Below are 14,978 nucleotides of genomic sequence, written 5' to 3' on the forward strand. Positions count from 1 at the left end.
GGGCAGTCCGCAAGCTGCCCGATTTTTCTCTGATAAAATTCTTCCCACCTCAATGCAGGGCGGCAAACCGGGCTGCGCCGCGGGTGCACAGCCAGCGGTGCAGCAGTAAATCCAGCCCCAGCAGCACAGCCAGACAACACCCCTGTGCGGCCAGCGGCGGCACGGCGTAGTCCAGTAAGGTCAGGGGCAAAAACAGCACCCCGCCCGCCAGCAGCCACCCGCCGAACATGGCAAGCATACTGGCGGCGCTCCGTTTGACCACGGCGGCTTCGCTGACCCAGTGGAGGTTGGGCAGGCACAGTCCCAAGGCAAGGCCCATTTGCGCCGTCAGCCACACAAAGGCTGCCAGCACCACCAACACCAGCAGCCCCTGCCCTGCCGGAATGCGCAGCGCCGCCATGGCGCACCCGGCGCAAAACCACGCCCCCGGCAGCGTGAGCAGCAATTGCAGCTCCACCTTTACCCGCAGCACCTGCTGCGGGGCAACCGGCAGGCTTTGCAGCAGCCAGAGGGTGCTACCTTCCAGCGACACCGACGGCGCGGTGATAAAGTTCATGGCGGCTATGGTGCACACCATCCCACACACCAGCATGGGCAGGCTCTCCGGCAGGTAAGCAACAGTAAAGGCGCGCAGGTCTGCGGCCTTCCACAACGCCGCTGCGCCCAGCACCGGCAACAGCAGACTGCTCAGTGCGCAGTTGAGCAGCCACATGGGGCAAGCGCCCAGATGCAGCAGTTCCCGCCGCAGCAATGCCCGGCGCGGGGGCTGCTTTTTTTGTGTCTTTGCGCGGTATTCCGCTTTGGTTCTGCCCGGCTCAAGGGTCAACAGCCGCAGATACGGCTTTGCCAGCGCCTTGCCGCAAAGCGCCATACAGGCCGCTGCCGCTGCCAGCAACAGCAGCAGCGCCGGAACATTGCCCACTGCCGCCAGACCCAGCAGACGCAGCGGCGCAGCAGCACGGCTTGCCGATGCGCCCGCCTGCACGGCATCCAGCGCAAGGGCATCTACCGCGTTGCCCACCCATTGGAACACTGCATAGTAGACCGCCAGAAACAGCAGCGTACCAACCACGGTGACAAGGCTTTTGTGCCGGGCGCGGCGGTTGAGCAGTGCCACCGCCCAGCCCAGCAGAACGGCCAGCACCATGGAAACTCCCGCCAGCGCCAGTGCCACCGGCAGCGCCGCCAGCAGTGCACCGCCGGGACAGGGTGCTGCCAGTGCATAGCAGACCACCGAGGGCACCCATGCCAGCAGCAGATAAATCAGTCCGGTCAGGTACACCCCGCCGCAGCGCACCGCAAAAATTGCGCCCGGCGGGATGGGCAGTGCCAGCAGCTGCTGGTTATCCCGGCAGCGGAACAAATGCCCGTAGCTGGTAAAAGCACTTGCTAGCACACTGACCGTCAGCGCCGAAAGCTCCATCAGCACAAAATAGAGCCATGCGAGGCCCTGCGGCACCAGCGTTACCGCCAGCGGCAGCGCCATCGAGCCAAAGCTGAGCATCACAAGCAGCATCAGCACTGTAAACAGCAGCGTGTAGCCAAACGTCCCCACCCGGGAGCGCCGCTTGCCCGTTTTGCTGCTGCGCACAAAGGCTGCGCACAGCTCCAGAAGCTGTTTTTTGAGCAATGCACGGATCATAGCGCTTCCCCCGTATCCTCCAGCTCCAGAAATACCTCTTCCAGCGTGTCGTCGCCGCGCACCTGCTCCATGGAACCCTCGCGCACCAGCTGGCCTTTGCGCAGAATGGCTACCCGGTCGCAAAGTTTCTCTGCCACCTCCAGCACATGGGTGGAGAAAAAGATGGCCCCGCCCTGCGCACAGAAGGCTTTCATCTGGGTCTTGAGCTGATGGGAAGCCAGCGGGTCCAGCCCGACAAAAGGCTCGTCCATTAAAATCAGCTTCGGCTCGTGCAGCAGCGCCGCAATGATGGCCAGCTTCTGCTTCATGCCGTGGGAGTATGCCCCGATGGACTGTGCCAAGTCCGGCGTCAGGCCAAAGGCATCGCCATACTGCCGGATGCGCTGCGCACGCTGTGCGGCGCTTACGCCAAAAATGTCTGCAATAAAATCAAGGTACTGGATACCGGTCATATAATCGTAAAGCTGCGGGTCGTCCGGCAGGTAGGCCAGACGGCGCTTGCATTCCAGCGGGTCGTCCCGCACGGAAATGCCGTCCACATAAATTTCACCGGCATCAAATTGCTGGATGCCGCAGCAGCATTTTAAAGTAGTGGTCTTGCCCGCGCCATTGTGCCCGATAAAGGCGCACAGCTCCCCCGGGCGGATGTGCAGGCAAAGGTCCTGCACGGCGGGTTTGCCGCCGTAGGTTTTGGTCAGATGTTCTATCTTTAACATGAGCTGCCTCCTTGCTTTCAGTTTTGAGCCAAGTATACACCTTCCGGCGGGGGGAAGGTCAAGCATTTCTCCGGTTTTTCTTGCGTTTTGTAAGGGGCTGTGCTATACTTTTTGTCGAACTGAACAGAAAACAACAGGTGCGTTCCGTCACTTTGCCCCATCGGGCGGCGGCAGGAACGTTAAAAGGGAAGCGGGTGCAAATCCCGCACGATCTCGTCACTGTGATAAGGGAGTCTACTGTCAGGGTGCTTTTGCACCGGTCACTGAGCCATCCGGCTTGGGAAGGCGGCAGCGGGCGTTGAGCTTTGAGTCAGGAAACCTGCCTGCTGTTGGTACCGGGGCTTTGCCGCCCCAGATCACGAGGAATTGGTTGTACCAAAAAGCCTGTAAAATACGGGGCCTTTTTGCTTTGCCATTTCGCAAGCAAAAGGCCCCGTTTTTGCAGATACACCCTAGGTTCTCTTTCCTGTACCCTTCTGTTCGGTGCCGTATTTTACCCACATCAGGAAAGGAAAACAAGATGAAAAAACGCAACATCCGCAAAACGGCGGCCGCTCTGACCGCTCTGGCTCTGTGCGCCGGTGTACTGACCGGCTGCGGCGGGGCTGCATCCAGCACGGCTTCCTCTGTTGCTGCCAGTTCTGCCGCCAGCAGCGAAGCTTCCGGCGCAGACGCTGACGCACTGGCCGCACAGAACGTGGCAGACCTGATCGACGCCATCTATGTGCAGCAGCGCACCGATGACACCGACGCCCAGTGCGAAGCTGCAAAGGCCGCTTGGGACGCTTTGACCGATGCCCAGAAGGAGCTGGTGGAGGGCGAGAACGCCGACCCCGACTACTTTGGCCGCGACACCGGCGATGCTTCCAAGGACGATGCCCGCAACGCCGATGAGATCGGCGAGAACGAGCTGCTGGTGGTGTCCTTCGGCACCTCCTTCAACGACAGCCGCGCTGCCGACATCAAGGGCATTGAGGACGCTTTGCAGGCCGCTTACCCCGACTGGAGCGTGCGCCGCGCCTTTACCGCACAGATCATCATCAACCATGTGCAGGCTCGCGATGGAGAGAAGATCGACAATATGCAGCAGGCACTGGATCGCGCTGTGGCAAACGGCGTGAAGAACCTGATCGTGCAGCCTACCCATCTGATGCACGGTGCAGAGTATGACGAGATGAACGAGATGCTGGACCAGTACCGCGACAAGTTCGAGAGCGTTGCTGTGGCTGAGCCCCTGCTGGGCGAGGTCGGCGCGGATGCTTCCGTCATCAATGCAGATAAGGAAGCTGTTGCCAAGGCTGTTACCGCTGCCGCTGTGAAGGAAGCCGGTTACGACAGCGCCGCCGCTGCCGCTGCCGACAAGACCGCTTTCGTCTTTATGGGTCACGGCACCTCCCACACCGCTAAGGTGAGCTACAGCCAGATGCAGACCACCATGCAGACCTTGGGCTACGACAACGTGTTCATCGGCACGGTGGAGGGCGAGCCCGAGGAGACCTCCTGCGAGGCTGTCATCGAGGCCGTGAAGGCTGCCGGTTACACCAAGGTCATCCTGCGCCCGCTGATGGTGGTGGCAGGCGACCACGCCAACAACGACATGGCCGGTGAGGATGCCGACAGCTGGCTGAGCCAGTTTACCGCCGCAGGCTGCTTTGAGGATGTGGACTGCCAGATCTCTGGTCTGGGCCGCATTGCGGATGTCCAGCAGCTGTACATTGCACATACCAAGGCCGCTATGGATCTTCTGAACGGCTAATGGATTCAGAAGCCCTCTCCGGCGCTGCCCTGCACACGGAGAGGGCTTTCTTTTATGGGCGCATTCCCCGCACGAGGAGAAAACGCCCCCACCCCGGCAGTTTAGATGCCGGGCAAAAAATTTAGGATACTGAGGTATTTATTTTATGCGCTGCAAACAGTTTATCTTCGTTTCTCTGGCCGGTGTGGTGCTGGCTGCTTCTCTGGCAGGCTGCGGCGGGGCTGCCCCCGCCTCATCCGCTGCGGCAAGCTCTGTGGCTGCTTCTTCCGTGGTGGTTTCCTCTGCCGCTGCCGAAGCTGCCCTGCCGGACGGCGTATACACCGCTGACTTTGAGACCGACAGCAGTATGTTCCACGCAAGCGAAGCCTGCAACGGCAAGGGCACTTTGACCGTGGAAAACGGCGTGATGACCTTCCACGTCAGTCTGGCTTCCAAAAAGATCGTAAACCTCTACCCCGGCCTTGCCGCCGATGCCGAGGCCAACAAGACTGCATGGCTCATCCCCACCGTGGACACCGTTACCTACGCGGATGGCACCACCGAGGAGGTGTACGGTTACGACATCCCGGTGGAAGCACTGGACACCGACTTTCAGCTGGCTTTGCTGGGCACCAAGGGCAAGTGGTACGACCACACCGTAAGCGTGCGCAACGCCGAGCCTAAGACGGAGCAGGCTGCTGAGACCCCCGCAGACGGTGCATACACCGCTGCCGTGGTGCTGGAGGGCGGCTCTGGCCGCGCCACCGTGGAAAGCCCCGCTGCCCTGACCGTGGCAGATGGCAAGATGACCGCTACCATCGTGTGGAGCAGCCCCAACTATGACTACATGGTCGTGGACGGCGAGAAGTATCTGCCCACCAACACCGAGGGCAACTCCACCTTTGAGATCCCGGTAGCTGCTCTGAGCACCCCGCTGGCTGTTACCGCCGACACCGTTGCCATGAGCAAGCCCCACGAGATCGAATACACCCTGACCTTTACCTTGGAGTAACCTTCCATGAAGCTGACCCGCGCTCAATTTTTAAAGGCTCTGCCTGCCGCCGCGCTGGTGCTTGCAGGCTGCACGGCCGCGCCCACCGCACCCGCCGATACGGACGAGCTGGTGTTTGACCACGCCTATCCGCTGGACTATGCCACCCAGTTTACCGCCGACTGCTACGCGGACGGCTCTACCCTGCTGACCATCCCGGATGCGCAGGCAAAGTTCCTTGTCCGTCCGGAGGGCGCTGCCACTCTGCGCACCGTACCCGAGGGCGTGACCGTTTTGCAGCAGCCGGTGCAGAATATCTATCTGGTGTCCACCTCTGCCATGGATTTATTCCTCCATCTGGACGCGCTGGACAGCATTGCCCTTTCCGGTACCCGCGCCGAGGGCTGGTATCTGGACGAGGCAAAGCAGGCCATGCAGGCCGGGCTCATTGCCTACGCGGGCAAGTACAGCGCCCCGGACTACGAGCGCATCCTGACCGCAGAATGCGGCCTTGCGGTGGAAAATACCATGATCTACCACACCCCGGAGGTGAAGGAGCAGCTGGAGCGGTTCGGCATTCCGGTGCTGGTGGAGCGTTCCAGCTACGAGAGCAGCCCGCTGGCGCGGATGGAATGGATCAAGCTGTACGGCATTTTGCTGGGCAAAGAAGCCCTTGCCGAGGAGGTTTTTGCGCAGCAGGCACAGCGCATTGCGCCGCTGCTGGAACAGCCCTCCACCGGCAAACGCTGCGCGTTTTTCTCTATTACATCAAGCGGCCTTGCCACTGTGCGCAAAAGCGGAGACTATGTGGCGCAGATGATCGGCATGGCCGGGGGCGAATATGTTTTTGCAGACCTTGCCGACAGCGGCAACAGCCTTTCTACCATGAATATCCCGCTGGAGGACCTTTACGCCGGAGTCAAGGACGCCGATGTGCTCATCTACAACGGCACCATCGAAGGCACCATCTCCACAAAAGAAGAGCTGCTTGCCCGCTGCGCGTTGCTGGCAGAATGCAAGGCGGTGCAAAGCGGGAATATCTGGTGCACGACGCCCAGCTTTTTCCAGCAAAGCATGGCACTGGCAGATTTTATGCTGGACCTCCATGCCGTTTTTACCGGGGCAACTGCCGACCCCGACACCCTGCATTTTTTGACTAGGATCACCTGAGGAGCCGCTTATGACCAGCCGCAAACGCCTTGTTTTATCTTACTGCTGCCTTGCCCTGCTACTGGCGGTGCTGTTTGCCGTGAGCCTGTTCTGGGGCAGCGTTGCGCTCACCCCGCAGGCCGTGCTTGCCGCTTTGACCGGACGCGGGCAGGACGCGCTGAGTGTGGGCATCATTACCCAGCTGCGCCTGCCCCGCGCGGTGATGGCCGCATTGCTGGGCGCAGCACTCTCGGCGGCGGGCTACCTGCTGCAGACCTTTTTTGCAAACCCCATTGCCGGCCCTTTCGTGATGGGCATTTCCAGCGGGGCTAAGCTGGCGGTGGCGCTGGTGATGGTGCTGTTTTTGAACTACGGCCTGCTGACAAGTTCTGCCGTGCTCATTCTGGCGGCCTTTGCGGGCGCTATGGCGGCTATGGCCTTTGTGCTGGCCGCTGCCCGCCGGGTGCAGCGCATGAGCATCCTTGTAATATGCGGCGTAATGATCGGTTACATCTGCTCTGCCATCACCGAGTTTGTGGTGGCCTTTGCGCAGGACAGCAGCATCGTCAACCTGCACAACTGGTCGCAGGGCAGCTTTTCCGGCATGACGTGGAGCAATGTGCGCACGGCGGCGCTGGTGGTGCTGCCTGCGCTGGCGGCGGCCTTCTGCCTTGCAAAGCCCATGGCCGCTTACCAGATGGGTGAAGCCTACGCCCGGAGCGTGGGCGTGGATGTGCGGCGGTTCTCCCGGCTTTTGGTGCTGCTTTCCAGCCTGCTGGCCGCCTGCGTTACCGCCTTTGCGGGGCCGATCTCCTTTGTGGGTATCGCCGTGCCGCACCTTGTCAAGCAGCTGCTGGGCAGCGCCCGCCCGCTGTATGTGCTGCCGGGTTGCTGTCTGGGCGGGGCGGCGTTCTGCCTGCTGTGTGATTTAATTGCCCGCAGCCTGTTTGCGCCCATGGAGCTTTCCATCAGCGCGGTCACCGCTGTATTCGGTGCACCGGTGGTCATTGGGCTGCTGCTGCGCCGCAACCGGGAGGATGTGCGATGAAAAACTCCGTTGAAACCAAAGCCCTTGCCATCGGCTACGGCAAAGCTGCCCTTGCACGGGATATCGCGCTGGGTGCTGCCAAGGGGCAGGTGCTGGCGCTCATCGGCCCGAACGGCGCGGGCAAATCCACCCTGCTCAAAACCTTGGCGGGGCAGCTTACCCCTTTGGGCGGCGCAGTGCTGCTGGACGGGCAGGAGCTTGCCCGCATCCCCGGCAACGCCCGGGCGCAAAAGCTGGCGCTGATGCTGCCCCACACACGCCGCACAGAATTGACCACCTGCTTTGAATTTGCGGCGGCGGGGCGCATTCCCTACACCGGGCGGTTGGGCATCCTTTCTGCCGAGGACAAAAAACAGGTGCAGAATGCGCTGGAACTGGTGGGCGCGGCACATCTGGCCGACCGGGACTTCAACTGCGTCAGCGATGGGCAGCGGCAGCGCATTTTGCTGGCGCGGGCGGTCTGTCAGCAGCCGCAGGTGCTATTGCTGGACGAGCCCACGTCATTTTTAGATGTAAAAGGCAAGATAGAGCTGCTGACCATTCTACAAAAACTGGCGCATACGCAACAGCTTGCGGTCATTGTTACCCTGCACGAGCTGGACATGGCGCAGAAGATCGCGGACGCGGTGGTCTGCGTTTCGCCGCATGGCGTCTCTGCCCCCATGCCCCCGGCGCAGGCCTTTGCCCGGGAAAATATCAAGGCGCTCTACGGCCTGACGGAAGAACAATACAGCGCTGTTTTTGACTCGCCGAAGCCGGAAAAGCCTCAATTCGAGCACTATGTGCGCAGCGGGCAAAAGCTGCTGCGCTGCGGCTACACCACCGGCACCTGTGCGGCACTGGCAGCAGCCGGGGCTGCCCGATTGCTGCTGACCGGCATTGCGCCGGAAACCGTTGCTCTGCGCACGCCCAAGGGCATCGTGGTGGAGGTAGCTCCCCTGTTCTGCCGTACCTCTACAAACGGCGCGGAATGCGCCATTGAAAAGGACGGCGGCGATGACGTGGACGTGACCACCGGTCTGCCGGTGACCGCCACGGTGACGCTGCTGCCCGGCACACCCGGGGTACGCATTACCGGCGGCGCGGGGGTAGGCCGGGTGACAAAACCCGGGCTGGACCAGCCGGTCGGGCAAGCCGCCATCAACCATGTGCCCCGGCAGATGATCACCGAAGCGCTGCGCCGGGAGGCAGAAGCCGCCTGCTACCCCGGCGGCTTTGCCGTGACCATCTCCATCCCCGGCGGTGAGGAGGTAGCCCGGCGCACCTTCAATCCCCATATCGGGGTGGAGGGCGGGCTGTCGGTGCTGGGCACCAGCGGCATCGTAGAGCCTATGAGCCAGCAGGCCATTCTGGACACCATCCAATTGGAGATGAATCAGGCGGCGCTGCGGGCAAAAAGCCACCGGCGGCTCATCCTTGCCCCGGGCAACTACGGGCTGGACTATCTGCACGAAACCTACCCGCAGTTTGCCGCCATCCCGGTGGTCAAGACCTCCAACTTTATCGGGGATACACTGGACATGGCGGCAGCGGCACACTTTGAGCAGGTGCTGCTGGTGGGGCACGTCGGCAAGCTGTGCAAGCTGGCGGGCGGCATTATGAACACCCACTCCCACACGGCAGACTGCCGCACGGAGCTGTTTTGCACCCACGCCGCCCTGTGCGGTGCCGACCGGGAGGTTTGCACCGCGCTGTACAATGCCGCCACCACAGACGCCTGTCTGGAGATTCTGGACACTGCCGGGCTGCGGGAACCGGTGCTGCAAAGCCTGCTTGCCGCCATCCAGCTGCATCTTGACCGCCGCGCGGGCGGGGCGTTCCGGGTGGGCGCGGTGCTGTTTTCAAACCAGTTCGGCCCGCTGGGACAGACCGAAACTGCCGCCCGCCTGCTGAATGAATGGAAGGAGTAATGCACATGGTACATTTTGTGGGCGCCGGGCCCGGCGCACCGGATCTGATCACCCGGCGCGGTGCAGCATTTTTACAAGCCGCAGACTGCATTATTTATGCGGGCAGTCTGGTCAACCCGGCGCTGCTGGGGCTGGCAAAGCCGGACTGTACCATCTACAACAGCGCCGAGATGACGCTGGAGCAGGTACTGGACGTGATGCGCCGGATGGAAGCCGCAGGTAAGACCACCGTGCGTCTGCACACCGGCGACCCCTGCCTGTACGGTGCCATCCGAGAACAGATGGATGCACTGGACGCAGACGGCATTTGTTACGATGACACCCCCGGTGTTTCCAGCTTTTGCGGCGCTGCCGCTGCACTGAACGCCGAGTATACCCTGCCCACAGTCAGCCAGACGGTCATCATCACCCGCATGGAGGGACGCACCCCCGTGCCGGAGCGGGAAAGGCTGGCAAGCCTTGCCGCACACGGTGCGACCATGGTGATCTTTCTGTCCATCGGGCTGATCGATAAGGTGCAGGCGGCGCTTTTGCAGGGTGCGTACAAACCGGGCACTCCCGCCGCCGTGGTGTACAAGGCCAGCTGGCCGGAAGAAAAAATCGTGCGGTGCACGGTTGGTTCTCTGGCAGAGAGCACCCGCGCGGCAGGCATTACCAAGACGGCGCTTATCGTAGTGGGAGATTTTCTCGGCACACAGTACGAGCGCAGCAAGCTGTACGACCCCGCCTTTACCACCGAGTTCCGCAAAGGAGAGCCGGTATGATCTGCGCCTACCTTGCCTTTACGGATACCGGCCTTGCACTGGCAAAGCGCCTTGCCGCTGCCCTGCCCGGCAGCGTTGCCCGGTGCGGGCAGGATGGCACTTCTCTTGCAAAATGGACAGGCGTGCAGTTTGTGCAGTCGGATGCGCTGATATTTGTAGGCGCTGCGGGCATTGCGGTGCGGGCTATCGCGCCCCACTGCAAGAGCAAGACCACCGACCCCGCTGTGGTGGTGGTGGATGAATGCGGGCGGTTTGCCGTGCCCATTTTGTCCGGGCATCTGGGCGGCGCAAATGATCTGGCGCGGATCATTGCTGCTGTATGCGGTGCTGTGCCGGTGATCACCACCGCTACCGATGCCCATGGCATTTTTGCAGTGGACGAGTGGGCAAAGCACCAAAACTGCATGGTGCTGGAACCGGAGCGTATCAAGCTGGTCAGCGGCAAGTTACTGGCAGGACAGCCGGCCTATTACTGGGCAGATATCACTGTAACGGGCACTGCGCCCGCCGGGTTATTCCCGGCAGAAGCCCCGGAAAAAGCCGACCTTGCACTCACCCTCTGCCCCACCGGACAGGCACTGCATCTTGTGCCGCGCATCGGGGTGCTGGGCATCGGCTGCAAGCGGGGCACAAGCGCTGACACGCTGGAGGCCGCTTTTGCCGCCTTCTGCGCCCGGCACGGCCTTGCTGCGCAGACAGTTACCGCCGCCGCAAGCATCGACCTGAAGCAGAACGAGCCGGGCTTGCTGTCCTTTTGTCAGGCACACGGCTGGCCGGTGCGGTTTTACACTGCCGCACAGCTGCGCAGCGCGCCCGGGCAGTTCACCCCCTCCCCTTTTGTACAGAGCGTGACCGGGGTGGACAATGTCTGTGAGCGGGCAGCGGTGCTGGACGCAGGCGGTCGCCTGTTTTACCCCAAATTTGCCTGTAGCGGCGTAACCTTTGCGCTGGCGTGCAGGCCCTTTGCCCCGGACTGGAGGTGGCAGAATGGTTGACGTGATGGAAATTGATATCGACCGTCCCGAGAAGGTGGTCTATGTCGTGGGGCTTGGCCCCGGCGAGCCTTTTTATATGACCCAGCAGGCTGCGAACACGCTGGAAAGCGTTGACGCCATCTGTGGGTATAAGGTCTATCTTGACCTCATCCGCGATGAATTCCCCTGCGAGGAATACTATTCTACCGGCATGACGCAGGAAATCGACCGCTGCCGCTGGGCGCTGGAAAAAGCAAGCACCGGCAAGCGGGTGGCGCTGGTCTGCTCCGGCGATGCCGGGGTGTACGGCATGGCAAGTCCCCTGCTGGAGCTGGCCCCGGATTACCCGGACGTTGCCGTGGACATCGTGCCCGGACTGACCGCTGCCCTCAGCGGCGGGGCGGTGCTGGGTGCGCCGCTGGCGCACGATTTCTGCGTTATTTCCCTTTCCGACCGGCTGACCCCGTGGGAGGTCATTGAGAAACGGTTGGCCTGCGCCGCCATGGGGGATTTCTGCGTTGCGCTGTACAATCCCTCCTCCAAGGGCAGGCCGGACTATCTGGCAAAGGCGGTGCGCATCCTGCTGGAAAACGGCAAAAGCGCCGACACCGTCTGCGGCCTTGTGCGCAACATCGGCCGGGATGGTCAGACCGCCCGTGTTCTGTCCCTTGCGCAGCTGGAAAGTACAGCGGTGGATATGTTCACCACCGTTTACATCGGCAACACCGCCACAAAGCAGCTGGGCGGTAAAATGGTCACCCCACGGGGGTACCGCAGATGAAGGCAGTGGTTTTCAGCGGCACCACCGAGGGGCGGGTGTTCTCCCGGCAGCTGGCGGCACTGGGCGCACAGGTGCTGGTCAGCGTAGCCACCCCGCTGGGTGCGGAGGAGCAGGGCGAAGCGGACGGCATCACTGTGCACTGCGGGCGGCTGACCCCCGAGGAAATGACCGCCCTTTTGCAGGGCGCTGCCCTGTGTGTAGACGCCACCCACCCCTACGCGGTGGACGCCACCAAAAACATCCGGGCTGCGTGCGCCGCTGCCGGGGTGGAGTATCACCGGCTGCTGCGGGAAGAAAGCCTGCTGCCCGCCGGGAGCATGGTGTTTGCCACCGCCGCCCACGCAGCTGCGTTTCTGGCCGGGTGCAGCGGCAATGTGCTGCTGACCACCGGCGCAAAAGAACTTGCCGCCTTTGCGCCGCTCAGCCCGGAGCGGCTGTTCCCCCGGGTGCTGCCCACGCGGGAGGGCATTGCCGCCTGCGAGACCGCCGGTGTCCCACACAGGAACATCATTGCCATGCAGGGGCCTTTCAGCTATGCGCTGAACTGCGCCTTGATGAAGCAATTCTCCATCCGGTATCTAGTCACGAAAGACGGCGGTGCTGTGGGCGGCTTTGCCGAAAAGGCACAGGCCGCACAGGACACCGGCGCACAGCTGATCGTGGTGCGTCGTCCGGCTGAAAATGGACAAACTGCCGCACAAATTCTGGCACGCTGCAAGGAGGTTCTGGTATGATCTCTCTGATCGGAATGGGCTCCGGCTGCCCGGAAAGCCTGACCGCACAAGGGCTTGCCGCACTGCAAGGCGCAGGACTGATTCTTGGGGCAAAGCGCCTGTTGGAACATTTACCGGCGGGGTGCACTGATAACTGCAAAGCCGTGTATAAACCAGAGGAAATCCTTGCGTGTCTTGCTGCGCAGCCGGATACCGACACCGCTATTTTGTACAGCGGCGACACCGGGTTTTACTCCGGTGCGGCAAAGCTGCTGCCCCTGCTGCGGACTATGGGCTACTCTGTCCGGGTGCTGCCCGGGCTTTCCAGTGTGCAGCTTTTAGCCGCAGCTGTGGGACGCCCTTGGCAGGACTGGAAGCTGGTATCTGCCCATGGCCGTGTCTGCGACCCCGTGACCGAAGTTTTGTCGCATCCACAGGTATTTTTTCTTACCGGCGGCGGGGACTCCCCTGCCACTCTCTGCTCGAAGTTGACCGCCGCCGGGCTGGGCGCTGCTCACGCCCTTGTGGGCGAAAACCTTGGCACCCCGGCAGAAGCCATCCGCTTTGGCCTTGCCCGGGAGCTGGCAGCGCAGAGTTTTGCACCGCTGAGCGTATTGCTTATCGAGCGGGAAGCCCTGCCGCCCCGCCGCACGCCCGGCCTGCCGGACGATGCTTTTATCCGGGGCGCTGTGCCCATGACAAAGCAGGAGGTGCGCGCCGCCGCGCTGGCAAAGCTGGCGGTGACTCCAACGGACAACCTATGGGACGTGGGCGCGGGCACTGGCAGCGTAAGCGTGGAGCTGGCGCTTTCCGCTCATGCCGGACAGGTATATGCCGTAGAGTGTGACCCGAAAGCCTGTGCACTCATCCAGCAAAACCGGGAGAAATTTGCAGCCTATAATCTGACCGTGATTGAGGGTAAAGCGCCCGAAGCCTTGGACGCACTGCCTACACCGGATGCTGTATTCATCGGCGGCACAAAGGGCAATATGGACACCGTTATAAACGCTGTGCTGCACAAAAATCCAGCCGTGCGGCTGTGCATCGCCGCCATTGCGCTGGAAACACTCAGCGTCGCCGTGGCTGCTCTGACCGCCCACGGCCTTGCCGCCGAGGTGACACAGATTTCTGTCAGCCGCACAAAAACGGCGGGCAGTCTGCATCTGCTGATGGCCAACAACCCGGTATTCCTCATTACGGGGGCACGGACATGATGCAGTTTCTCATCGCCGCGCCGCGCTCCGGCAGCGGCAAGACCACCGTTACCTGTGCCGTGCTGACCGCGCTGCAGCGGCGCGGAGCTGACCCCTGCGCCTTCAAATGCGGTCCGGACTACATCGACCCTATGTTCCACCGCAGTGCGCTGGGGGTGGAAAGCCACAATTTAGACCTCTACCTCTCTGCCCCGGATACGGTGCGCACACTTTATGCCCGGTATGCTGCTGGGCACGGCGCTGCCGTATGCGAGGGTGCCATGGGCTTTTACGATGGGCAGGGGCTGACCACCCGCGCAAGCGCATGGGAACTGGCCGACACGCTGGCACTGCCGGTGCTGCTGGTGGTGCAGCCAAAGGGGGCAAGCATCACCCTTGCCGCCGAGCTGCAGGGGCTTTTGCAGTTCCGCACACCCAGCCATATCGTGGGCATTCTGCTCAATGATTGCTCTGAAGCCTTGTACAAAACGCTGCGCCCGATGCTGGAAGCCGAGGCCGGTCTGCCGGTGGTGGGGTATCTGCCCCATCTGCCGGGGTGCGCCATTGAGAGCCGTCACCTTGGGCTGAAAACCGCCGGGGAGATCGTTGACTTGCAGCAAAAGCTGTTGCAATTAGCCGATGCCCTTGTACTGGACTGGGCACAGCTGGCGGCGCTGACCGACCGCCCTGCCCCGGCTGCGCCGCCGCTTCCTACGCCGTGTGCACCTGCTGTGCGCATTGCCGTGGCGCGGGACGAAGCCTTCTGCTTTGCCTACGCCGAAACGCTGGATGCCTTGCGGGATGCGGGTGCGGAACTTGTGTTTTTCAGTCCGCTGCGGGACGCCGCTCTGCCGGAAAATATCGGCGGGCTGTATCTGCCCGGGGGCTACCCGGAGCTGTACGCCCGGCAGCTGAGCGAAAACTGCGCCCTGCGTGCTGCTATCCGGGACGCCGTGCAAGAGGGGCTGCCCACTGCTGCCGAGTGCGGCGGTTTTCTGTACCTAGGGCAGGCGTTGGAGGGTGTGGACGGCAAGGTTTACCCCATGGCGGGTGTGCTGCCGGGCAGCGGGCACAACGCCGGGCGGCTGGTACGCTTTGGCTATGCCGCTATGACGGCAAAGGCCGACAGTATGCTTTTCCGCGCCGGAGAAGCGTTTCCCATCCATGAATTCCACCACTGGGATTCCTCTGAGAATGGTGCAGACTTTTCTGTGCGCAAAACCGAAAAAAGGCATTGGGAATGCGGCTTTGCAAACACGCATTTGTATGCCGGTTTCCCGCATCTTTACTGGGCGGGCACTGCCCTGCCCCGCCGCTTTGTGCAGGCGGCGCAGCACTTTTTGAAACACAAAGGATGACGAA

Annotated in this window: 13 protein-coding genes and 1 riboswitch; of the genes, 11 read left to right on the top strand and 2 right to left on the bottom strand. The window is 62.1% G+C overall.

Annotated features, from left to right (window positions below; all coding sequences use genetic code 11):
• Positions 1-49: 49 nt before the first annotated feature.
• Positions 50-1,642: a hypothetical protein gene (locus C4N24_RS01595; RefSeq protein ID WP_112090046.1), complete on the bottom strand. Its 1,593-nt coding sequence runs from the start codon at positions 1,640-1,642 to the stop codon at positions 50-52.
• Positions 1,639-2,358, bottom strand: coding sequence for an ABC transporter ATP-binding protein (locus tag C4N24_RS01600; protein WP_112090047.1), 720 nt, complete (start codon positions 2,356-2,358; stop codon positions 1,639-1,641). Before C4N24_RS01600 ends, C4N24_RS01595 begins: the two co-directional genes overlap by 4 nt.
• Before the next feature lie 121 nt (positions 2,359-2,479).
• Positions 2,480-2,699: riboswitch (cobalamin riboswitch) on the top strand.
• Positions 2,700-2,878: 179 nt separating this feature from the next.
• Between C4N24_RS01600 and C4N24_RS01605 the strand changes: the two genes are divergently transcribed.
• The 11 genes from C4N24_RS01605 (at position 2,879) to C4N24_RS01655 (ending at position 14,974) form a co-directional block, all read left to right on the top strand.
• Entirely contained in the window at positions 2,879-4,114 is a 1,236-nt protein-coding gene (locus C4N24_RS01605; RefSeq protein WP_112090048.1) for a sirohydrochlorin cobaltochelatase, read from the top strand.
• Positions 4,115-4,259: 145 nt separating this feature from the next.
• Positions 4,260-5,105 (top strand): iron transporter, encoded by an 846-nt coding sequence (locus C4N24_RS01610; protein WP_112090049.1) that lies wholly within the window; start codon positions 4,260-4,262, stop codon positions 5,103-5,105.
• Positions 5,106-5,111: 6 nt separating this feature from the next.
• Positions 5,112-6,254, top strand: coding sequence for an ABC transporter substrate-binding protein (locus C4N24_RS01615; protein WP_112090050.1), 1,143 nt, complete (start codon positions 5,112-5,114; stop codon positions 6,252-6,254).
• Between the two features lie 10 nt (positions 6,255-6,264).
• Positions 6,265-7,281: a FecCD family ABC transporter permease gene (locus C4N24_RS01620; protein ID WP_112090051.1), complete on the top strand. Its 1,017-nt coding sequence runs from the start codon at positions 6,265-6,267 to the stop codon at positions 7,279-7,281.
• Positions 7,278-9,191: a cobalt-precorrin-5B (C(1))-methyltransferase CbiD gene (cbiD, locus tag C4N24_RS01625; protein ID WP_112090052.1), complete on the top strand. Its 1,914-nt coding sequence runs from the start codon at positions 7,278-7,280 to the stop codon at positions 9,189-9,191. Before C4N24_RS01620 ends, cbiD begins: the two co-directional genes overlap by 4 nt.
• Positions 9,192-9,196: 5 nt before the next feature.
• Positions 9,197-9,955, top strand: a complete 759-nt coding sequence (gene cobM / locus C4N24_RS01630; protein ID WP_112090053.1) for a precorrin-4 C(11)-methyltransferase — start codon at positions 9,197-9,199, stop codon at positions 9,953-9,955.
• On the top strand, positions 9,952-10,950 hold the full coding sequence (locus C4N24_RS01635; RefSeq protein ID WP_112090054.1) for a cobalt-precorrin 5A hydrolase: 999 nt from the start codon (positions 9,952-9,954) through the stop codon (positions 10,948-10,950). Before cobM ends, C4N24_RS01635 begins: the two co-directional genes overlap by 4 nt.
• Complete coding sequence (gene cobJ / locus C4N24_RS01640; RefSeq protein ID WP_112090055.1) at positions 10,943-11,710, top strand: precorrin-3B C(17)-methyltransferase; 768 nt, start codon at positions 10,943-10,945, stop codon at positions 11,708-11,710. The genes C4N24_RS01635 and cobJ overlap by 8 nt, the downstream gene beginning before the upstream one ends.
• The gene (gene cobK / locus C4N24_RS01645) at positions 11,707-12,444 is read left to right on the top strand and encodes a precorrin-6A reductase (protein ID WP_112090056.1); all 738 of its coding nucleotides are present in this window, start codon (positions 11,707-11,709) and stop codon (positions 12,442-12,444) included. Before cobJ ends, cobK begins: the two co-directional genes overlap by 4 nt.
• A complete protein-coding gene (gene cbiE, locus C4N24_RS01650; RefSeq protein WP_112090057.1) occupies positions 12,441-13,637 on the top strand; it encodes a precorrin-6y C5,15-methyltransferase (decarboxylating) subunit CbiE in 1,197 nt (398 codons plus the stop codon). Before cobK ends, cbiE begins: the two co-directional genes overlap by 4 nt.
• Entirely contained in the window at positions 13,634-14,974 is a 1,341-nt protein-coding gene (locus C4N24_RS01655; RefSeq protein ID WP_112090058.1) for a cobyrinate a,c-diamide synthase, read from the top strand. The genes cbiE and C4N24_RS01655 overlap by 4 nt, the downstream gene beginning before the upstream one ends.
• Positions 14,975-14,978 lie beyond the last annotated feature (4 nt).

This window comes from Faecalibacterium prausnitzii, assembly GCF_003287405.1.
Lineage (GTDB): Bacteria > Bacillota > Clostridia > Oscillospirales > Ruminococcaceae > Faecalibacterium > Faecalibacterium intestinale.